Source organism: Actinomadura keratinilytica (genome assembly GCF_039539665.1).
Taxonomy (GTDB): Bacteria; Actinomycetota; Actinomycetes; order Streptosporangiales; family Streptosporangiaceae; genus Spirillospora; species Spirillospora keratinilytica.
The window spans coordinates 20,610-41,174 of sequence record NZ_BAABDO010000055.1; the positions used below are offsets into that span (position 1 = coordinate 20,610).

Annotated in this window: 14 protein-coding genes; 3 read left to right on the top strand and 11 right to left on the bottom strand. The window is 72.9% G+C overall.

Features of this window, described 5'->3' with window-relative positions; all coding sequences use genetic code 11:
- Nucleotides 1-34: 34 nt before the first annotated feature.
- The 3 genes from ABD879_RS18230 to ABD879_RS18240 all read right to left on the bottom strand — a co-directional run bounded on the left by ABD879_RS18230 (nucleotide 35) and on the right by ABD879_RS18240 (nucleotide 6,154).
- Nucleotides 35-2,920 (bottom strand): hypothetical protein, encoded by a 2,886-nt coding sequence (locus tag ABD879_RS18230; protein ID WP_345022652.1) that lies wholly within the window; start codon nucleotides 2,918-2,920, stop codon nucleotides 35-37.
- A 122-nt stretch (nucleotides 2,921-3,042) separates the two neighbouring features.
- Nucleotides 3,043-4,716, bottom strand: coding sequence for an FAD-binding dehydrogenase (locus tag ABD879_RS18235; RefSeq protein WP_345022653.1), 1,674 nt, complete (start codon nucleotides 4,714-4,716; stop codon nucleotides 3,043-3,045).
- 223 nt (nucleotides 4,717-4,939) lie between these two features.
- Complete coding sequence (locus ABD879_RS18240; RefSeq protein WP_345022655.1) at nucleotides 4,940-6,154, bottom strand: YncE family protein; 1,215 nt, start codon at nucleotides 6,152-6,154, stop codon at nucleotides 4,940-4,942.
- 248 nt (nucleotides 6,155-6,402) lie between these two features.
- On the opposite strand from ABD879_RS18240, the gene ABD879_RS18245 reads away from it, so the two are divergent.
- The 3 genes from ABD879_RS18245 (at nucleotide 6,403) to ABD879_RS18255 (ending at nucleotide 9,265) form a co-directional block, all read left to right on the top strand.
- A complete protein-coding gene (locus ABD879_RS18245; RefSeq protein WP_345022657.1) occupies nucleotides 6,403-7,080 on the top strand; it encodes a TetR/AcrR family transcriptional regulator in 678 nt (225 codons plus the stop codon).
- Between the two features lie 574 nt (nucleotides 7,081-7,654).
- Nucleotides 7,655-8,806 carry a C2 family cysteine protease gene (locus tag ABD879_RS18250; RefSeq protein WP_345022659.1) on the top strand — a complete coding sequence of 384 codons (1,152 nt, stop codon included), beginning with the start codon at nucleotides 7,655-7,657 and terminating at the stop codon, nucleotides 8,804-8,806.
- A 111-nt stretch (nucleotides 8,807-8,917) separates the two neighbouring features.
- A complete protein-coding gene (locus ABD879_RS18255) occupies nucleotides 8,918-9,265 on the top strand; it encodes a hypothetical protein (RefSeq protein ID WP_345022660.1) in 348 nt (115 codons plus the stop codon).
- Between the two features lie 238 nt (nucleotides 9,266-9,503).
- Here ABD879_RS18255 and ABD879_RS18260 read toward each other — a convergent pair whose 3' ends face one another.
- The 8 genes from ABD879_RS18260 to ABD879_RS18295 form a co-directional block, all read right to left on the bottom strand.
- A complete protein-coding gene (locus ABD879_RS18260) occupies nucleotides 9,504-11,957 on the bottom strand; it encodes a M16 family metallopeptidase (protein ID WP_345022661.1) in 2,454 nt (817 codons plus the stop codon).
- Nucleotides 11,958-12,188: 231 nt separating this feature from the next.
- Nucleotides 12,189-13,466: a thymidine phosphorylase gene (locus ABD879_RS18265; protein WP_345022662.1), complete on the bottom strand. Its 1,278-nt coding sequence runs from the start codon at nucleotides 13,464-13,466 to the stop codon at nucleotides 12,189-12,191.
- A 14-nt stretch (nucleotides 13,467-13,480) separates the two neighbouring features.
- Nucleotides 13,481-13,882, bottom strand: a complete 402-nt coding sequence (locus ABD879_RS18270; protein WP_345022664.1) for a cytidine deaminase — start codon at nucleotides 13,880-13,882, stop codon at nucleotides 13,481-13,483.
- Nucleotides 13,879-15,198 (bottom strand): ABC transporter permease, encoded by a 1,320-nt coding sequence (locus ABD879_RS18275; protein WP_378270437.1) that lies wholly within the window; start codon nucleotides 15,196-15,198, stop codon nucleotides 13,879-13,881. The genes ABD879_RS18270 and ABD879_RS18275 overlap by 4 nt, the downstream gene beginning before the upstream one ends.
- Nucleotides 15,195-16,307: an ABC transporter permease gene (locus tag ABD879_RS18280; protein ID WP_378270439.1), complete on the bottom strand. Its 1,113-nt coding sequence runs from the start codon at nucleotides 16,305-16,307 to the stop codon at nucleotides 15,195-15,197. Before ABD879_RS18280 ends, ABD879_RS18275 begins: the two co-directional genes overlap by 4 nt.
- The gene (locus tag ABD879_RS18285; RefSeq protein WP_345022665.1) at nucleotides 16,304-17,857 is read right to left on the bottom strand and encodes an ABC transporter ATP-binding protein; all 1,554 of its coding nucleotides are present in this window, start codon (nucleotides 17,855-17,857) and stop codon (nucleotides 16,304-16,306) included. The genes ABD879_RS18280 and ABD879_RS18285 overlap by 4 nt, the downstream gene beginning before the upstream one ends.
- A gap of 69 nt (nucleotides 17,858-17,926) precedes the next feature.
- Complete coding sequence (locus ABD879_RS18290; protein ID WP_345022666.1) at nucleotides 17,927-18,973, bottom strand: BMP family lipoprotein; 1,047 nt, start codon at nucleotides 18,971-18,973, stop codon at nucleotides 17,927-17,929.
- Nucleotides 18,974-19,234: 261 nt separating this feature from the next.
- The gene (locus tag ABD879_RS18295; protein ID WP_345022668.1) at nucleotides 19,235-20,476 is read right to left on the bottom strand and encodes a M20 family metallopeptidase; all 1,242 of its coding nucleotides are present in this window, start codon (nucleotides 20,474-20,476) and stop codon (nucleotides 19,235-19,237) included.
- Nucleotides 20,477-20,565 lie beyond the last annotated feature (89 nt).

The following is a 20,565-nucleotide window of genomic DNA, read 5'->3' on the forward strand; positions in this document are numbered from 1 at the left end:
CCAGGTTTCCGCGGAGCTCTTCGTCAACTGTCGCCTATACCGGCGCGTCGCGCAGCTCCAGGTAGCGGGCGGCGGCGCGGGCGATGTCCGGGCCGTGCTCCCACAGGTCGGCGGGGTCGTCCCGCATGAGGCCTTCGGTGACGGCGTCCTGCAGCGGGTAGGGCACCTCGTGCCGGCCGCCCTCGGGGTAGAACGCGAGGACTTCGGCGGGGAGCTCGTCGCGCGGGACGTCGAAGCCGAAGGTGTAGTAGCGGATCCCGAAGACGATCATGGCGGCGTCGATCTCGCTCATGCCGGTGCGTTCGACCAGCTCGTTCACCCAGGCGGGGTCGGGCTGGAGGGGGCCGCGTTCGTCGAGCAGCCGCCGCAGGGCCAGGACGCGGTCGGCGCCGCCCCACCCCTGCGGCACGGGCGTCCGCAGCTCGCGCCATCCCGGCAGTTCCACGGGGTCGAACACGCCGTCGGGCGCGTACTCCCACACGTTCATCATCTTGTAGTGGCGGCTGTAGTAGCCGAAGAGCAGGACGCCGCGCGGCGTCCGCCACACCTCGCCGGACGCGTCCTCCCTGTCCCGTCTGTCCTCGGAGGTGAGACGCAGCAGCCGCCAGCGTCCCGACCCGTCGCCGCGCATGGTGTGCACCCAGGCGTTGAGGCTCTCCACCACGGGCCTGCGCGCGCGTTCGGTCCTCCACGGCCAGACGGTGCTCAGCGCGGCCGCACCCGTCTCACCGAACGACACCGAAAGCCCGGAACGCAGGTCGGGCAGGGACACGACCCGCACCGGACGGGGCTCGGACGGCGCCGGGATCTCCATGGCGTCCCGCACGACGGCCTCCTCCCACCGCAGGTTCGGCAGGGCCGCCAGGGCGCGGCCTGCCGGCAGGCCGGGGCGCGTCCGCAGCGGTGTCGGCGGCTGCGCGGGATGGGGAAGGCCGAGCCGTTCGCGCAGGCGCACGATGTTCAGCACGCACTGGGCGGCGTCGCGGGCGCACTTGATCACGCCGTCGCGCAGGGCGGGCTCGGAGATCTCGGGCACCAGCTCCGGCCACGCGTCGCGGGCCGGGCCGCGCCCGGCGAGCGCCGTCTCCACCAGCCGCTCGGCCCGCTCGCGGTCGAGGTCGCGCAGCGCGGCCGAGCCGTCGGGGTCGACCGGCCGCAGGTGGGGCCACCAGCCGGGCGGGTAGACCGGTGCGGCCTGCTCGGGGGCCGGTTTCTGGCACAGCTGGTACGGCAGCCGGGCGGTGACGGTGCCGTCGGCGGCGATCACGCTGATCGCGCCGTCGCGGAACACGACGCGCGACGGTTCGTCCGCGCCCGGGAAGGTGACCTCGGACTCGGTGGGGCCGTCCGGGCGCCGGTTCCGCTTCGCGGGGTCGAACGTCAGGACGAGCCGGGGATCCTCGATCCGCGCGCGGAACGTCACCAGGGAGCCGTGCACGCGCAGTGAGTCGAGGAACTCCTCTCCGTCGTACCACAGGATGAAGTCCTCGTAGCCCTTCACCATGCGCAGGTCGGGGATCTGCCCGTCGGGGGTGTACACCCTGGCCCAGTGCCCGTCGAAGACGGCCGTCAGATAGTCGCCGTGCTGGACCAGCTCCACGACGCCGCGGATCGCGGGCCGCCAGGTGGCGTGCGGGAAGTGCAGCTCCTCCGGGATGCCGCGGCGCAGGGTGGCGTGCAGGGCGTCCACCGGGTCGGCGGGCCGCAGGCCGTCGGTGAACGCGGGGTCCAGCTCGGCGTAGTCGTGGTCGGCCAGCCGCAGCAGGCGGTGCAGGGCCGGGACGAGGAGGGGCAGCGACGGCGAGGCGGCCTCGGCCTTCCAGGCGGCGACCTGTTCGCGCAGGACGTTCCGGATCGCCGGTTCCCGCCAGATCTTGCGCAGTGTGGCCGCGTAGTCGACGTTGACGTAGCGGCCGAGTTCGACGACGAAGACGTCCAGGAGCCGGGCGAACTCGGCCGGGTCCCGCTCGGCCTGGGCGGCGAGATCGGCCGTGTCGACCGAGGTGTCCCACCAGCGCGGCTCCGGCCGCCGGTGCGCCCAGCCGCTGCTCCAGTGCCTCGGCCGGTCGCCGGACAGCAGGTCCGCGGCCGGACCGGTCCCGGCCCGCCCGTCCGGCACCAGCCGTTCGCCCGCCTGCCAGGTCAGCCGGGCCAGCACGTCCGGACGGCACCGGCTCGCGTGCTCGGCGAACCACTCGTCGGTCAGGTGCGCACCCGCCTGCGCACTGACCAGCGCAGCCAGCCACAACCACCGGATCTCCTCGGCGAGGTGGGGATCGTCCTCGGCGTCGGTGTCCGGCTCGGTCGCGATCAGCAGCCGCTGGAACTCCTCGTCGCCTTCGGTCAGCCGCGCCAGGGAGTCCTTGGCGGCGTTCCACACCGCGTGCGAGGCGTACCGCAGCGCCCCCGTGCGCAGCAGCCGCGCGGTGAGGTCGTCCTCGGCCGCCGCCTTCTTGATCTTCGCGGCCCGCGCCAGCTTGCGCACGTCGGGATAGATCCGTGCGTACGGGACGAGCTGCACGGCGAACGCGGCGTCCAGGACCTCGTTGTACCTGCGGTACGCCTCCTCGGGCGCCAGCCGCTCGCCCATCAGCGCGACGTAGTCGCGCAGCGCCGTCGGCGCGACCACGCCCATGGGGGTGAACTCCAGGAAGACCCGGTGCACCCGGTCCACGTCCACCAGCGACGGGTGGTTCTTGTCCGCCTTGCGCGCCTGGTTGAACGCCCACGTCGCCAGCTCGTTCGCCGCGGCGGCGGCGAACGCACGGCACGCCCGCTCGAAGAACGGCGCAAGCTCCTCGGCGGACAGGGACCGCGCGAGCCTGGTCACCCCCGCCCTGGCCTTGCGGGGCTCGTCCGCCGCCATCTCGACCAGCTCGGCCAACCGCGTGTCCAGCCCGGCCAACTGCGTGTCACTCACTCGTACACCCTCGGAAAGCTCGACGACACCCCCTCAGACTCCCGAGAAGACGATCTGGTTCAGGCGGCCGGGGGCCCGCGGCCGTCGGGCAGGTCGCGGGCCGGAGCGCGGCCGACGGGGCGTCAGGACAGGTCGCGGACCAGGGCGCGGCCGGCGGCGCGGCCGGAGAACAGGCAGCCGCCGAGGAAGGTGCCTTCGAGGGCGTTGTAGCCGTGCACTCCGCCGCCGCCGAATCCGGCGACCTCACCGGCCGCGAACAGCCCGTCGACGGGGCGCCCGTCCAGCCCGAGGGCGCGCGAATCCAGGTCGGTCTGGATGCCGCCGAGGGTCTTGCGGGTGAGGATGTGGAGCTTGACGCCGATGAGGGGCCCGGCCGCCGGGTCCAGGATGCGGTGCGGGGCGGCGACCCGGCTGACCCGGTCGCCCAGGTAGCGGCGCGCGTTGTGGATGCCCTGGACCTGGGCGTCCTTGCTGTAGGGGTTGGCGATCTGCCGGTCGCGGGCCTCGATCTGGCGGCGCAGCAGCGCGGCGTCCAGCAGCGGCTCGTCGGTGAGGGCGTTCATCTTGTCCACCAGCTCCTCCAGGGTGGCGGCCACGACGAAGTCGGCGCCGTGGCGGACGAACGCCTCCACCGGGCCGGGCGCGCCCTTGGACAGCACCCGTTCGCGCAGCACCGCCTTGCGGTCGCCGCTGGTGATGTCGGGGTTCTGCTCCGACCCCGACAGCGCGAACTCCTTCTCGATGATCTGCCGGGTGAGCACGAACCAGGAGTGGTCGTGCCCGGCCAGATCGGGGGTGGTGCGCAGGTACCGCAGGGTGGACAGGGTGTCGTAGCCGGGCAGGCAGGGGTCGGGCAGCCGCCGCCCGAGCGCGTCGAACCACATCGACGACGGGCCGGGCAGGATGCGGATGGCGTGGCCCGGCCAGATGGGGTCCCAGTTGCGCACGCCCTCGGTGTAGTGCCACATCCGGTCCCGGTTGACCAGCCGGGCCCCGGCCTTGGCGCTGATGTCGAGCATCCGCCCGTCGACGTAGGCGGGCACGCCGGTGATCATCTTGGCGGGAGCGGGGCCCAGCCGCTCGGGCCAGTACCGGCGCACCAGGTCGTGGTTGCCGCCGATCCCCCCGGTGGTGAGCACGACCGCCTGGGCCGTCAGCTCGAACTCGCCCACGGCCCGGCGGTTGGACGCCACGCCGCGCGGGGCGTCGTCGGGGGCCAGCAGCGTGCCGCGCACTCCGGTGACGGCTCCGCCGTCCACGATGAGCTCGTCCACCTGGTGGCGGTGGTGGAAGGTCAGCAGCCCCTCCTCGGCGGCCCGCTGGGCGCTGCGCACGAACGGCCCGACCACGCCGGTGCCGGTGCCCCACGCCACGTGGAAGCGCGGCACCGAGTTGCCGTGCCCGTCGGCGCGCAGGCCGCCGCGTTCGGCCCAGCCGACGATGGGCGTCAGCCTGATGCCGTGCTCGAGCAGCCAGGAGCGCTTCTCCCCGGCGGCGAACTCGACGTAGGCGCGGGCCCAGCGCACCGCCCAGGAGTCCTCGTCGTCCAGCCGGTCGAACTGCGCGCTGTCCTGCCAGTCGCTCCAGGCCAGCTCGAAGGAGTCGCGCACCCGCAGGCGGCGCTGCTCGGGCGAGTCGACCAGGAAAAGGCCGCCGAACGACCAGTACGCCTGCCCGCCGAGGTTGGCGGCGTTCTCCTGGTCCACCAGGGCCACCTTCCGGCCGCGGCGGGTCAGCTCGTGCGCCGCCGCCAGACCGGCCAGCCCCGCCCCGACGATGATCACATCGGCGTCCATACCGCCTCCTTCTCCGACCGCCGCCGGGCCTCGCGCGGCGTCCTGGCGGGCGTGCCGGTCGCCCGGCGGCCGACCGCCCGCTCCCGCTTCTGCATACGCCGGTAATCACATGCACCGTAGCCGACCGCGCCGGCCGGCACCCGGCGCGGTGCGCGGCCGACGGGGCCGGGACGCGGGGTGCCGCACCGCCGCGCCCCGGCGCCGGCGGAGTCAGCCGGCGGAGTCAGCCGGCGGACGGGCCCGTCCAGCCCGCCGGCAGGTGGGCCAGGCGGACCCGCTGGGGGTGGTCGCCGACCGGCACGGAGGTGATCTTGCGGCCGGTGGCGAAGTCGATGGCGGTGACCTGGTCGGCGCCGCTCTCGGAGATCACGCAGGCCCGCCCGTCGCCGCTGACGGTCGCCCAGTACGGCTTGGACGCCGGCACCAGCGGGCCCTCCTGGAGGGTGGCGCGGTCGACGACGGTGGCGTAGTCGTCCATGGTCCCGGCGACGCACAGCTTGGTGCCGGCGGGGTTCATCGCCAGGCCGTGGTGGCGCGAGTCGTTGACGAAGGTGGTGCGGTCGTCGCTGGTGTCGGGGTTCTTCGGCAGCACCTTCTCCCGGGTGATCCGGTCGGCGGCGACGTCGTACTCGAAGAAGCCGTTGAAGAACGACACCTGGAAGTACAGCTTGGACTCGTCGGGGGTGAAGGCGACCGGGCGCACCGCGTCGGAGAAGTCCCGGCGGCCGAAGGCGTCCAGGCGCGGCCGCATGTCGATGGTCCGCACGACCTCGAACGTGGCGGCGTCGGCGATGGTGATCTTGCGGTCGCCCTTGAGGAAGTCCAGCCAGGGGGCGTCGAGGTCGTTGTTGACCTCGCCGATCGACATGTTCCAGATGTACCTGCCGCCGTCGGTGAAGACGTTCTCATGCGGCTTGTCGCCGGTGCGGAACGAGCCGACCTGCCGCCCGGTGCGGATGTCCAGCACATGGACGGTGTTGCTGGTGGACGCCGACACCGCCACCCGGGAGCCGTCGGGCGAGACGGCCATGTGGTCCGAGCGGTAGCCGGAGACCGGGAACCGCCAGTTGAGCCTGCCGGTGGCGGTGTCGATGGAGGCCACGTCGGCGAAGCTCGGGCGCGACACCACGATGGCCGAGCCGTCGGGGGTGGTGTACATGTCGTCGACGAACTGGTCGTGGCCCTCGCCGACGGTCTCCCGAATGCCCAGGAAAAAGGCGAGTCTGATCGGATTGAGGTAGATCTCGCGCAGCCGCTGGTCCTTGTCGGGAATGAGGTTGATCCGGCCGATCTTGGCGAAGTCGCCGGTGGACCTGATGGCGTCGGCGGTGCCCTCCCAGTTGTTGCCGACGAGCATCACCTCCTGCAGCGCGGGGTCGGCGCTCGCGGGAGCGGCGGGGGCGGCCGACACGATACCGGCGGCCGTCACGGCCGCCATCACGCCGCTGAGCAGGGATCTGCGCCGACGCGCAAAGGCCGGAACCTGCATTTCTTCCTCCGGGGGGTGGGACGAGAGGAGAAGTCTGAAAACGTCGATATTCAGACTTGTTACTCGATGGTAGGCACACGTGACCCGGGCCACAAGACCGATCAGGCGACCGGGTGCGGCCGCCCGGCGAGAACCGCGGACGGGGCCGACCGGCGCCGATGGGCGACAATCGGTGCGGCACGAAAGCGGAGGACACGGTGGCGGGCAGGATCACCCCGGCGGCGGGCCGGTACGGAGGCAGGTCGGCTGCCGAACGGCAGGCCGAACGCCGCAGGCGCTTCATGGAGGCGGGCCTGGACCTGTTCGGCGCGGGCCCCGGCTACCGCGCCACCAGGCTCACCGACGTGTGCCGGGCCGCCGGGCTGTCCACCCGCCAGTTCTACGAGGAGTTCCGCACCCTGGAGGACCTGCTCGCCGAGCTGCACCTGCACGTCAACGACGTCGCCGAGCAGGCCGTGCTGGCCGCCCTGCCGCAGGTCCGGCACCTGCCCGCCGCCGAGCGGTACGCGCGCCTGTTCCGCGCCTACGCCGCCGGAGCCACCGGCGACCCCCGCCACACCCGCATCGCCTACGTCGAGATCATCGGCGTGAGCCCCCGCCTGGACCGCCAGCGCCTGGACCGCCGCGCCCGCTGGATCGACTTCCTCCACCAGCAGGCCCGGGAGGCCGTCGCCCGCGGCGAGATCCCCGACCGCGACTACCGGGTCACCGCGACGGCGTTCATCGGGGCGGTCAACGGCCTCATGCACGACTGGGCGGTCGGCTGGGTCGACGCCACCCTCGACGAGGTCGTCGAGGAGCTCGTGCAGATTCTGCTGAGCCGCCTGCACCTCGCCCCGCCGCCCCCGGCCGGCCCGCCCGCGCCGGGCCGGTAGCGGGGGCCCCAGGGCCCACCGGGCCCGGCGCCGCCGAGGCGCGACGGGGTGACCGGAGTCACCCTCCGCCCGCCCGGCGGCGAGCGGAACCTATGACCGCCGCGCCGCGTCAATAGCATCACCGCGCGGTTCCGGGCTGTCCGAAGCCGGTCATTGCGAAATGCCTTGTGAACCGATCCAACGACCGCCTGCGTCAGATGAACGCGGGCATGCAGAAATTGCGGGCATCCGGCCCGATTGCATGGTAAATGGGCTCCGCACGGGAGGGTGATGGCCATCCGGAGGCTAACAGACTCGCGCACGCCGAGGGCGATAATCCGGGAACTTCTGAAGATCGACTACTTCCCCACTACTCTCCTGCAAACGCATGTTCGAGGCCCGGCAATTGAGCCCGGATTGGGGCCTGGGGGCCCATGCTCCCGCAACCGCCTGGCTGTTTGATGGGGCCCCTTCGCATGGTAGGAGGGCGTGAACTGTGAAGGGACGGAAACCGGACACCGGCGAAGGTTCGCTGTCATACATCGCCATTGCCCTGCTGATAGCCGCGATCGCCGGGGCGGTCACGCTCTCGGGGGTGGGCTCCGGTGTGGTCGGCGACATCCGGGCCGCTGTCTGCAAGGTCGGCGACGACGACTGCGAGAGCGAACGCACGGTCTACGCGGCCAAACCGCCGAGCCCGCAGGAGTGGGGCAACCGGCCCGCCGACCCCGGCCAGGCCCCTCCGCCCCCCACCGACGATGAGCGGAAGGCCGGCAAGCGGGCCGCGGACCAGATCCGCAACTATCTCGACGGCTGCGGCTGGTTGCGGTTCTGGAACTGCTGGGGCAAGCAGCCCCCCAAAGACATCCTGGCCACGATGTCGCCGGGCGAGATCCAGGCCCTGTTCGACCAGCTCAGCGACGACGAGACCCGTCGGCTCCTGCGGGAGCCCGGCGTAGTGGACGTCCTCCGGCTCCGCGCCGACCCCTGGCTGCTGCACCAGCTCGAACGCATCGCGCCGGGCTCCATCGAGCCGGACTTCACCGAGTACTACAAGAAAGAGAAGAACGACAACCCCGCCATCGCGTGGGGCCACGTCCCGGGCGCGCGGGTGTGGGGCGACACCGGGCAGCCGTCCCTCGAGGACCTCAACCAGGGCGGTCTCGGCGACTGCTGGTGGCTGTCCAGCATGGGCGCGCTCGCCCAGACCCCGGAGGGCCGCCGGCGGCTCCGCGAGATGATCCGGCAGAACCCGAACGGGACGTACACGGTGACGTTCCCGGACGGCGAGCGGGTCACCGTCACGCCCTACTTCCCCGTCAACAAGGACGGGAACCTGTCCTTCGCCCAGCCGGAGGGCCAGACGATCTGGCCGCTCATCCTGGAGAAGGCGTTCGCGCAGAAGAAGGGCGGCTTCAACAAGATCAACGGCGGCGACCCGGCGCACGGCATGGAGGTGCTCACCGGCCACGACAGCGACAGCAAGGACGCCGACGACGTGACCCGGCAGGACCTGGAGAACTGGCTGAACAGCGGCCGGCCCGTCGTCGCGAGCACCAAGGACGACGTCGACGGCAAGGAGATCTACCAGCAGCGGCTGCACGCCAACCACGCCTACGTCGTCAAAGGCATCACCAAGGATGGCAAGGTGGAACTGTTCAACCCGTGGGGCTACGACCACGCCACCCTGACGATGGAAGAGTTCAATCGATACCTCGCCGAGGTCGACATCGGTTCGTTCGAGTGAGGAAGGGTCACCATGTTCGAGCGTGCACACCGACGCGCGGTGCCGATTCTTCTCACCGGCGTACTGACGTTCGCGGCCGTCGGCTGCGGCTCCTCCGAGGAGACCACACCCATGACGAAGTCATCTCCGCAATCGATCCCCGCCGCCCGGCTCAGCCCGCCGGCCAACCCGCAGAAGGAGACCAACACGGTCGCCCGCGGCACCACCGGCTGGGTCGGCGGGCTGCGCCTGGGCGTCGCCAGCACCCAGAACGACTCGGGGACCGTCGTCGTCCTCGACGGGGACGGCGTGCCCCACGAGAACAACTGGCGGGTGACGGGCAAGGCCGGGCACAGCGAGAGGCTCGCCAACGGCTACACGATCACCATCGACAAGGTCGTCAACGCCGAGAAGCTCGAAAAGGGCATGATCGGCTCCGGCGGCGGCTCCGTGACCATCACCGTCACGCCGCCGAAGTAGCCCCGCTCCGGCGGCCTTGACCGCCCCGCCCACCCTGCTCCTTCCGCAGGGCGCCGCCTCGTCCCCGTCCGCCGCGGCGGGGGCGAGGCGGCGCCGTACCCGCCCGCACCGCACGTTCGATCAGCGAACGGCGCAGAAGGGAATGGGTGTTGAACAAGGTCGCCAAGGCGGTGGCGGGCGGTCAGGGGTTCGGGGGCGCGGCACGCCGTCGTGCGGGCGCCCCCGGAAGCTGCGCGGGTCAGCGGAGGCCCACGGCGCGGCGGGCCTCCTTGTAGGTGCGGGCAGGGCGCGGCCAGTAGCCCCAGGGCAGTCCGTCGGTGAGGGTCATGCCCGCCTGGGAGAGGTGGTGGCGGGCCCGGTCGTGGTCGCCCGCGTAATAGAACGCGGCGCCGAACAGGTGGTGGGCCTCGCGGGTGCGGGGGTGGTCCGCCATATGGGTCAGCCACTTGTCGGCCGCCGCGCCCAAGGCGGCATGAGTTTCGGGACGGGAAGAAAGGTACGCCTTCACACCGTCCTCGGACCCGATGCCGTTCTCCAGCAGGGCGACGGGCAGCATTGCCGTCAGCGGGTCGCCCGGTTCGGCGGCCTCGACCGCCGATTCGGCGAATTCCAGGACTTCGGCGTCCGAGCCGCACCACTTGCCGCACAGTGCCTGCGCCCGGGTGTAGTGGCCGCAGTACAGGCCGCCATGCCGGTCCTTCAGTTCCCGCCAGATCCGGTCGAGCTCCAACCGGCCCAGTTGGAGGCCCATGGCGTGCAATTGCAGGCAGTTCCAGGGAACCGGGTCCTCGGGCAGCAGTTCGGCGGCGCGGTACAGCGGTTCTCCGGCGCCCGCGAGGATCAGCCAGAACTGGGCGAACCGTTCCTCCGTGACGTCTTTGGCTCGGGCGCCGCCGCGGACGTTCCAGGCCTCGCGGATCAGTGTGCCGCCCAGCCACAGGTGGACGTCCGGGTCGTCCGGCCGGGCGGCGGCCAGGGCGTCGAGCCGGTCGCTGTGGCCCGCCGCGGCCCGGGAGAGCCGGTCGAGATAGAACCCGCGCAGTTCGGGCAGCGGCCGCGAGCGCGACAGCAGCTCCAGACCCGCGTCGAGCCGGCCGGCGCCGACCTGGGGCAGCACGGCGGCCAGGCAGGGATCGTCCCAGGCCGTGCCCCTGCGCAGGCCGAAGGGCAGGCGGAACCGCGGTGCGCTGCGGCGCCTGCCGGGTTTCGGGCGCGCGGGGGCGGTCTCGGGGCGCTCGGGGATGTCCTCGTCGGGGCGGGCCGGCATGGGGACGACGCGGTCGGCGGGAACCATCCGGTCGATCCGCGCGGGCAGGCCGTCGGCGCCGATCCACCGGTTCGGCTCGATGTGGACGGTGATGCCGTCCAGGCCGATGAGGGCGCGGGCGCCGTCCGGCCAGGCGAGCACGGCGGCGCACGAGTCGTAGCGGACGGTCCCCAGGCTCGGCCCGGTCATGCTGGTCACGCCGGTGGGGCCGACGATGAGGTGCAGGTGGCCCGCCTCGGGGTCGGCGCGGTCGAAGGTCTCCCCGCGCACCGCCACGACCGAGCTGCCGGGCGCCGGGACGTAGCGGTCGACGTGGGGTTCCTGGCCGTCGGGGACCATCAGCAGCGCCGAGTCGCGCACGGTGCGCGCCACCTCCCGCACGTCGCCGGGCGTCAGCCCGTCCAGGTCGAGCAGGATCTCCTCGTACGTGCGGTCCGGGGCGCCCATCAGCTCGTTCCAGCAGGACGACATCGTCAGCGCGCCCGCGACCTCGGGCTGGTCCAGGCGGGCGCGGTGGATCGACACCGCCTCCCGCAGCTCGGCGTCCGGCACGGGCTCGTCGGCGATGCGCTCGATCTCGTCGACGAACTCCTGGGTCAGCCGGGGGTGGGCCTCGGCGAGCCCGTCGGCGAACGCGACGATGTGGGCCATCTCCCCGTCGCGGGGCGAGTAGCCGACCTGCACGTTGTAGCTGAGCGCGTCGTCGAGCCGCAGCGCCCTGTGCAGCCGCCGCTGCAGCAGCGTGGCGAACACGTTGCCGGCGGTGGCGCGGGGCACGACCGCGCTGAGGCCGACGCCGTTGACCTGCGAGTTGAAGTAGGCGGGGGTCTGCGGCAGGGCGCTGGTCGGCGCGGGCGGGGGCACGCGTGCGCCGTCGGGCAGGTCCAGCCGCAGCCCGGCGGGCGGCGGGCCGCCGACGACGGCCAGGGCGGCGTTGGCGCGGGTGAACCAGCGGGCGGTCCACGCGGTGACGTCCTCGGCGGTGTGCGCGGGCAGCCCGAGCTCCTCGTAGCCCTGCAGGCCGTATCCGGCGGCGCCGTACCGCCACAGCAGCAGCCGGCCGGCGGCCCCCGGGGACCGGCCGGCGGCCTCGGTCCGCAGGATCTGCTTCTCCGCCTCCAGCCGGTCGAGCGGGGGTTCGCGCAGGGCACCGCAGACGGTGCCCAGGAAACGGACCACCTCGTCGCCGTCGCCTTCGGTGAAGAACGCCGTCGTGACCGAATCGACGGTGCCGTTGTAGTGGTGTTCGGGCTGGCCCACTCGGTGCAGCGCCAGATGCTCCACCAGATGGGTGATCCCGCTGCGCGCCAGCGTCTCGTCGGACTGGCCGACGCGGAACAGCAGAGCGACGCGATAGCCGTCGGCGGTGCCCCCGGAAGCCCAGAACACGGGAACCCCGTCGATTTCCGTCCGCGTGACCTTCACGCAGTCCTCCCCGTTTCTCAAGGTCGCGTCATCATACGGTCCCGACGCGCCGGAAACGGCGGAATATCGGCGCCGCGGACCGCGGCCGGACGCCGTCGCGGGGTTTATCCGCAGAACCCCCGCCGGGCGCCCGCAATTGTGTTCGCGGCGGTACTGTTCGTCATCGGGAACGGGCGCGGCGCGCGCCGCTTTCCGGCGGGCGCCGGCCCTGATATCCGGTGGCGCGGCCGGTCAGGCGATGCGGTCGATGACGAGCGGCAGCAGGTCGGGGGTGCCGTCGGCGGCCACCTCGACCGCGCCGTCCAGCGCCTCCAGGGCGCGGGGGATGCGGTCCGGGTCGTCGGTGTGCAGGGTGAGCAGGGGCCGGCCGGCGGTGACGCGGTCGCCCGGCTTGGCGTGGCAGACGACCCCGGCGGCGGCCGAGACCGGGTCCTCCTTGCGGGCGCGGCCCGCGCCGAGGCGCCAGGCCGCCACGCCGACCGCGTAGGCGTCCAGGCGGGTCAGCACCCCCGTGGCCGGCGCCGCGACGTCGTGGGTCTCCTTGGCCGCCGGCAGCGGCGCGTCGGGGTCGCCGCCCTGGGCGGAGATCATGCGGCGCCACACGTCCATGGCCGAGCCGTCGGCGAGCGCGTCGGCCGGGTCCTTGGCGGACGCAAGGCCCGCGGCCGCCAGCATCTCCCGGGCCAGCGTCACGGTCAGCTCGACCACGTCGGACGGGCCGCCGCCGGCGAGCACCTCGACCGACTCGGCGACCTCGACGGCGTTGCCGACCGCCCGGCCGAGCGGCCGGTCCATCGCGGTGAGCAGCGCCACGGTGCGCACGCCGTGGTCGGCGCCGATGCCCACCATGGTCTCGGCCAGCTCCCGGGCCTGCCCGACGGTCTTCATGAACGCGCCCGAGCCGACCTTGACGTCCAGCACCAGCGCCCCGGTGCCCTCGGCGATCTTCTTGGACATGATCGACGAGGCGATCAGCGGAATCGACTCGACGGTGCCGGTCACGTCGCGCAGCGCGTACAGGCGGCGGTCGGCGGGCGCCAGGCCCGAACCCGCCGCGCACACCACGGCCCCGGTGCCGGCCAGCACCGCGAGCATCTCCTCGGGCGTCAGCGACGCCCGCCAGCCGGGGATGGACTCCAGCTTGTCCAGGGTGCCGCCGGTGTGGCCGAGGCCCCGGCCCGACAGCTGCGGGACGGCCGCGCCGCACGCCGCCACCAGCGGCGCCAGCGGCAGGGTGATCTTGTCGCCGACGCCGCCGGTGGAGTGCTTGTCGGTGGTGGGCCGGTCCAGCCGCGACCAGTCCATCCGCTCCCCGGAGCGGATCATCGCCTCGGTCCAGCGGGACACCTCGGCCCGGGTCATGCCGTTGAGCAGGATCGCCATGGCCAGCGCCGCCATCTGCTCCTCGGCGACGACGCCGCGGGTGTAGGCGTCGATCACCCAGTCGATCTGCTCGGGGGTCAGCGTGCCGCCGTCCCGCTTGGTGCGGATGACATCGATCGCGTCCACGTCGGTGGGCTCCTTCAGGAGGTCAGGTCGTCGGGGCCGAACGCGTCGGGCAGCACCTCCGCCAGGGGGCGCACGCCGCGCACCGTCTCCAGCAGCATGTCCGGGCCGCCGTGCTCCCACAGCAGCTGGCGGCAGCGGCCGCAGGGCATCAGCGGCTCGCCGTCGCCGCCGACCACGGCCACCGCCACCAGCCGGGGGCGGCCGGTCGCGCCCGGCCCGTACAGGGCGCCGACGAGGCTGCACTCGGCGCACAGGCCCACGCCGTAGGAGGCGTTCTCCACGTTGCAGCCGGTCACGACTCGGCCGTCGTCCACCAGCGCGGCCGCGCCGACCGGGAAGTCGGAGTACGGCGCGTACGCGCGCCGCATCGCCTCCCGGGCGGCGGTCCGCAGGGCCTCCCAGTCGATGTCGCTCACCGGGCCTCCCCTTTGCGGTAGCGCAGGCCGTCCGCCGCGGGCATCCGCAGCCGCTGGGACGCCAGCGACAGCACCAGCAGCGTCGTGATGTGCGGGCTGTAGGTGACGATCTCCTTCGGCAGCTCGTCGGTGAGCAGGTACCACACCAGCATCAGCACGCCGGCGAGGAACGCGGCGGCCGCCTGGTAGATCCGGCGGCGGCGGTGGGCGTCGCCCGCCTCCGCGGGCGTCACCGGCGTGCGGCGCAGCGCCCACAGCCGCCAGGCGGCGAACGCGAACAGCGCGACCGCGACGACCAGCAGCAGCGAGTGCACCGCCCCGGTGGCGCCGCGCTGCTGGAGCGCATCGGTGTAGCCGAACAGCCCGGTGCCGGCGGCCAGCCCGCCGGGACGCCAGTTCCCGAAGATCATGGCGGCCAGGCCGATGAAGCCGCGGCCGCCGGTCTGGTTCTCCTGGTACTGGTGCGTTCCCACCATGGCCAGGAACACACCGGCCAGCCCGGCCAGCGCGCCCGAGACGGTGACCGCCACGTACTTCATCGTGTAGACGCGGACGCCGAGGGACTCGGCCGCGTACGGGTTCTCCCCGCACGACCGCAGCCGCAGCCCGAACGCGGTGCGCCACAGCAGCACGTAGGTCAGCGGGATCAGGGCCAGCCCGATGATGGTCAGCGCGGACAGGTCGGTGGTCAGGCCGCGCACCAGCCCGGCCAGGTCCGACAGCAGGAACCAGTGCCGGTCCTCCAGGTCGCGCAGCGGCCCGGCGACGCCCGGCACGCTGACGGTCGGGAACTCCGGCAGCGGCGGCGACTGGGTGGCGCCGCCGCCCTCCTCGCCCAGGAAGAACATGCTGGACAGGTAGCGGGCCACCCCGGGCGCCAGGATGTTGATCGCCACGCCGGAGACGATGTGGTCCACGCCGAACGTGACGGTGGCCACCGCGTGCAGCAGCCCGCCGAGGGCGCCCATCAGCAGCCCCATCAGCAGCCCCAGCCAGGGGTTGCCGGAGAAGTAGGCGCCGAACGCCCCGCCCCACGTCCCGAAGATCATCATGCCTTCGAGGCCGATGTTGACCACGCCCGCCCGCTCGGCCCACAGGCCGCCGAGCGCGGCCATGCCGATCGGCAGGCCGAGGGCCAGGGTGGTGCTCACCGTCCCGCCGGAGGTGATGGTGTGCTCCCCGGTGATGGCGCGCAGCACCACCAGCACGCCGAACACGGCCGCGAGGGCGGCCAGGACCCGCACCAGCGGGCGGCGCGCCCGGCGGGCGGGCGCGGGCTCCGCCGCCGGCATCGCCTCGGCCAGGGTCGAGCTCACGCGGCCACCTCCTTCGGGGACGGGTCACGGTCGGCCAGCTCCGCGGCGACCGCCTGCTGCTGCCAGCGCAGCCCTAGCCGCCGCACCACCTCGTACACGACCACCACCGACAGCAGCACCGCCGCCTGCGTGATCGCCACGATCTCCTTGGGGATCTCGTTGAACTCCAGGATCTGCGACGACTGGTCCAAAAACGACCACAGCAGCGCGGCGAACACGATCCCGACCGGCTTGTTGCGGCCCAGCAGCGCGATGCCGATGCCGACGAAGCCGAGGCCGCCGGGGAAGTCCAGCCCGTAGGAGTAGGACGAGCCGAGCAGCTGCGGCATGCCGATCAGCCCGGCCGCCGCGCCCGACAGCAGCATGGCCGTCACGACCATCCGCTTGGCGTCGACGCCGCTGGCCACGGCCGCGCTCGGGGACAGCCCGGTGGCGCGCAGGTCGAACCCGAACCGGGTGCGCTCCACCACGACGTGGAACGCCACGCCCACCGCCACGGCCAGCAGCACCAGGCCGAAGATCTTCAGGTCGGCCCCGGGATAGGGGATGCCGCCCACCCGTCCGGACGGGGCGATCGGCTCGGTGCCGATGTTGTCGCTGCCCGCCACCTGCGTGCCCAGCCTGCCGTCCTGCAGCAGGTAGGCGATGATCCCGGTGGCGATGAAGTTCAGCATGATCGTGGCGATCACCTCGCTGACGCCCCGGGTGACCTTCAGCAGCCCGGCGATGCCCGCCCACAGCGCGCCCACCAGCATCGCGACCAGGATGATCACGCCCTGGTGCAGCACCGGCGGCAGCGCCACCGCGCCGCCCACCGCGGCGGCCAGCATCGCCGCCAGCCGGTACTGGCCGTCCACGCCGATGTTGAACAGGCCCATCCGGAACCCGATCGCCACCGCCACCGCGGCCAGGTAGTACGTCGACGCCCGGTTGACGATGTTGACGACGCTGTCCGGCTCCAGGCCGAACTCGATCATCGCCTGGAACGTCGACGGCGGGTTGAAGCCGCTGATCGACAGCACGATCGAGGTGACGGCGACGGAGAACGCCAGCGCGACCACCGCCGCCAGGACCGTCAGCGCCAGCGGCGAGTTCTTCAGCCGGTTCACTGTTCCCCTTCCAGCGGCGCCCCGGTCATCGCCGAGCCGAGCCGTTCGGGCGTCACGTCGGCCGGATCGACCTCGCCGACCATCCGGCCGCGCAGGATCACCCGCAGCGTGTCGGACATGCCGATGAGCTCGTCCAGGTCCGCGGAGATCAGCAGCACCGCCAGGCCCTCGGCGCGGGCCTTGCGCAGGTGCTCCCAGATCGCGGCCTGCGCGCCGACGTCCACGCCCCGGGTGGGATGCGCGGCGATCAGCAGCTTCGGCTCGCCCGACATCTCCCGGCCGACGATCAGCTTCTGCTGGTTGCCGCCCGACAGCGCCCCGGCGTCCACGTCGATGCCGGGCGTGCGCACGTCGTAGGCGTCGACGATGCGGCGGGTGTCGGCGCGGGCGCCCGCCCGGTCGATCCACGGGCCCTTGACGTTGGGCCGCCGCGTCTGGTGCCCGAGGATGCGGTTCTCCCACAGCGGGGACTCCAGCAGCAGCCCGTGCCGGTGCCGGTCCTCGGGGACGAACCCGACGCCCTCCTCGCGGCGCCGCCGGGTCGACCAGCCGGTGATGTCCTTGCCGTCCAGCAGGATCGTCCCGGCGGCCGGGGCGCGCATGCCCATGATCGCCTCGACCAGCTCGGCCTGCCCGTTGCCCTCCACCCCGGCGATGCCGAGGATCTCGCCGGCGTGGATGGTGAGGGAGACGTCGTCGACGACGGCGCGGCCGGTGCCGTCCCGCACGGTCAGCCCCTTGAGCTGCAGGACGGGCCGGTCGGTCACCGTCGACTCGCGCAGCTCGGGGACGGGCAGCTCGCTGCCGACCATCATCCGGGCCAGCTCCCGGGAGGTGGTCGCGGCGGGGTCCACGCCGGTCGCCACCGTGGTGCCGCGGCGGATCACGGTGATCTCGTCGGCGACCGCCAGCACCTCGTCCAGCTTGTGCGAGATGAACAGGACGGTGAGCCCCTCGCGGCGCAGTTCGCGCAGGTTGGCGAACAGCTCCTCGACCTCCTGCGGCACCAGCACGGCGGTGGGCTCGTCCAGGATCAGGATGCGGGCGCCCCGGTAGAGCACCTTGAGGATCTCGACCCGCTGCCGGTCGCCGACGCCGAGCTCCTCCACCAGCCGGCCGGTGTCGACGCGCATGCCGTACCGCCCGGCCAGCTCCTCGACGCGCCGCCGCGCCCTGGCGCCGATGCCGTGCAGGCGCTCGGCGCCCAGCACGATGTTCTCCAGGACGGTGAGGTTGTCGGCGAGCATGAAGTGCTGGTGCACCATGCCGATGCCGCGGGCGATGGCGTCCGCCGGGGAGTGGAAGACGACCTCCTCGCCGCCGACCTTGATGGTCCCCTCGTCGGCGCGCTGCATGCCGTAGAGGATCTTCATCAGGGTGGACTTGCCCGCGCCGTTCTCCCCGACGATGGCGTGCACGGTCCCGGCGGTGACGGTCAGGTCGATGTCGCGGTTGGCGACCACGCCGGGGAAGCGCTTGGTGATGCCGCGCAGTTCGAACGCGGGCGGGGCGGCTGCGCCGGTGCCGGACGGCCGCTCGGTGGTGGACATCCCTGGTTCTCCTACACCAGAGCCCGGGAGGAGGCCGGTGGCCGTCCTCCCGGGCCGGGGGCGTTCAGCTCACTTGGTGGGGACGGTGATGGCGCCGCTGATGATCTGCTGCTTGTACTCGTCCAGCTTGGCCTGCACGTCCTTGATCTCCGCGGCGTTGGCGGTGGAGTAGCCGACGCCGTCGTTCTTCAGGTCGAAGGTGATCGGCCCGGACTTGGCCGTGCCCTCGCCCGCGGCCTTGACGAAGTCGAACACCGCGGTGTCCACCCGCTTGAGCATCGAGGTGATGATGAGCGGCTTCTGCGCCGCCTCGGCGGTCTGGTACTGGTCGGAGTCGACGCCGATCGCGTACTTCTGCTTGGCCGCGGCGGCCTGGAACAGGCCGACGCCCGACAGGCCGGCCGCGTGGTAGATCACGTCGGCGCCGCCGTCGTACTGGCCCTCGGCGACGGTCTTGCCCTTGGCCGGGTCGCTGAAGCCGGAGAAGTCGGTGCCGCGGGAGATGTACTTGACGTCGATCTTGATGTCCGGCTTGGCGTGCTTGGCGCCGGCGGTGTAGCCCGCCTCGAACTTCTTGATCAGCGGGGTGTCCACGCCCCCGATGAAGCCGATCTTGCCGGTCTTGGACTTCAGCGCCGCCGCCGCGCCCACCAGGAAGGAGCCCTGCTCCTCGGCGAACACCAGGTTGGTGACGTTCGGGCCGGTGACCGAGCTGTCGTCGACGATCGCGAACTTGGTGTTCGGGTGGTTCTTGGCGACCTTGCCCAGCGGACCCGCGTAGGCGAACCCGACCGCGATCACCGGGTTGTAGCCGGACTTGGCCAGCAGCTCCAGCCGCTGCACCTTGTCGTTGTCGCTCTCGCCCTTGGTCGCCTCGATGTCCTTGACCTCGAGGTTGAGCGTCGACTTCACCCTCTGCAGCCCGGCGTAGGCGGCGTCGTTGAACGACTTGTCGCCCCGCCCGCCGATGTCGTACGCCAGCCCGACCTTGACGGTCTTCTTGCCGTCGCCCGCGTCCCCGCCGGTGGTGGCCTTCTTGCCGCCGCACGCCGAAGCGCCGAGCGTGAGCGCTGCGCCCGTCAGCGTGACAAGCGAGATTCTGAGTCCACGGCGCACGTTTGGCGCTCCTTCCGTTCCCCGCCCGTGAAATGGCGGCCCGCACGGTGGGCCGCCGAAATCGATCGGACGTTACCCGGAGAACAGACCGAAACGTCCTCGGTGCGCCGATTCGCAACGGGTCCGTTACCAAGGTGTAGGCATATCGCCACAGGTCAGGCCGCTCGTGCACGGCCCGCACACCGTCCGGTGCGGACAGGGAGCGCCGCCCCGGGCCCGGCCGGGGCGGACGGTGAGAACGTCGTCGCCGCCGGTGACGGCTCACGCCACGGCGGCGCCCTCGACCTGCTCGGGGTCGCCGGGGCGGCCGCCGTCCCACAGCGCGGTCAGCGCGGTGGCGGTCAGCACCCGGACGCCGACGGCGATGCAGCGCTCGTCCACGTCGAAGTCGCCGCGGTGCAGGTCGTACTCGGCCGGCGAACCGGGGGTGCGCACGCCGAGCCGGGCCAGCGCGCCCGGGACCGACTCCAGATACCAGCCGAAGTCCTCGCCGCCGAGGCTCTGCGGCGTGGGCACCGCCGCGTCCTGGCCGAGCACCTGGTCGGCCGCGTCCCGGAACATCTGCACGCTGGCCGCCTCGTTCACGGTGGGCGGGACACCGCGCACGTACTCCAGCGACGCCTCCACGTCGTAGGCGGCGGCGACCGACTCCAGCAGCGCCTTCATCATCTCCGGCGCCCGGTGCCAGGCCTCGTCGTCCAGGCAGCGCACGGTGCCCTCGGCGATGCCGTCGTCGGGGATGGCGTTGGCCACCGACCCGGCCGACACCCGGCCCCACACCAGCGACAGGCTGGAGCGCGGATCGACCCGGCGGGACAGCGCGGCGGGCAGCTCGGTGACGATCTTGGCCAGCGCGTACACCAGGTCGGCGGTCAGATGCGGCCGGGCGGTGTGCCCGCCGGGCCCGGTGACCTTGACGTACACCTTGTCGCAGGCCGCGGTGATCGGCCCGGTGCGCAGGCCCAGCCGGCCGACCTCGATGCGCGGGTCGCAGTGCAGCGCGAACGCCCGGTCGACCCCGCACAGGCCGCCGGCGGCCATGACGTCCAGCGCCCCGCCCGGAGTCTCCTCGGCGGGCTGGAACAGCAGCCGCACCCGGCCCGGCAGCAGCCCCGCCGCGGCCTGCTGCGCCAGGAACAGCCCGGCGCCCAGCACCATGGTGGTGTGCACGTCGTGGCCGCAGGCGTGCGCGACGCCCGGCACCGTGGACCGGTACGGCACGTCCTCCTTCTCGTCCTGCAGCGGCAGCGCGTCGATGTCGGCGCGCAGCGCCACCGTCGGGCCGTCGGCCGGGCCGACGTCGCAGAACAGGCCGGTGCCCTTGGGCAGGACCGTGGGGGTCAGCCCGGCGGCGGTGAGCCGCTCGACGATCCGCCCGGTGGTGCGGTGCTCGGCGTACCCGAGCTCCGGGTGCCGGTGCAGATCGCGGCGGAACTCGATCAGCTCGGCCTCGTGGCGGGCCAGGAAGGAGTCCAGCTGCAGCTGCAGCGCCTCGCCGCCCAGCGCCCGGCCGCCCCCGGCCGGCGAGCCGACCGCGGGGCTCTGCGCCGTGCCGCCGGCACCGCCGGTCGCGCCGCCGTGCGGTGCGGCCC

Coding starts and splice junctions, on each gene's coding strand:
- ABD879_RS18255 (WP_345022660.1), top strand. CDS start 8,918: ATGACGAAGTCATCTCCGCAATCGATCCCCGCCGCCCGGCTCAGCCCG.
- ABD879_RS18240 (WP_345022655.1), bottom strand. CDS start 6,154: ATGGCGGCCGTGACGGCCGCCGGTATCGTGTCGGCCGCCCCCGCCGCT.
- ABD879_RS18285 (WP_345022665.1), bottom strand. CDS start 17,857: ATGTCCACCACCGAGCGGCCGTCCGGCACCGGCGCAGCCGCCCCGCCC.
- ABD879_RS18235 (WP_345022653.1), bottom strand. CDS start 4,716: ATGGACGCCGATGTGATCATCGTCGGGGCGGGGCTGGCCGGTCTGGCG.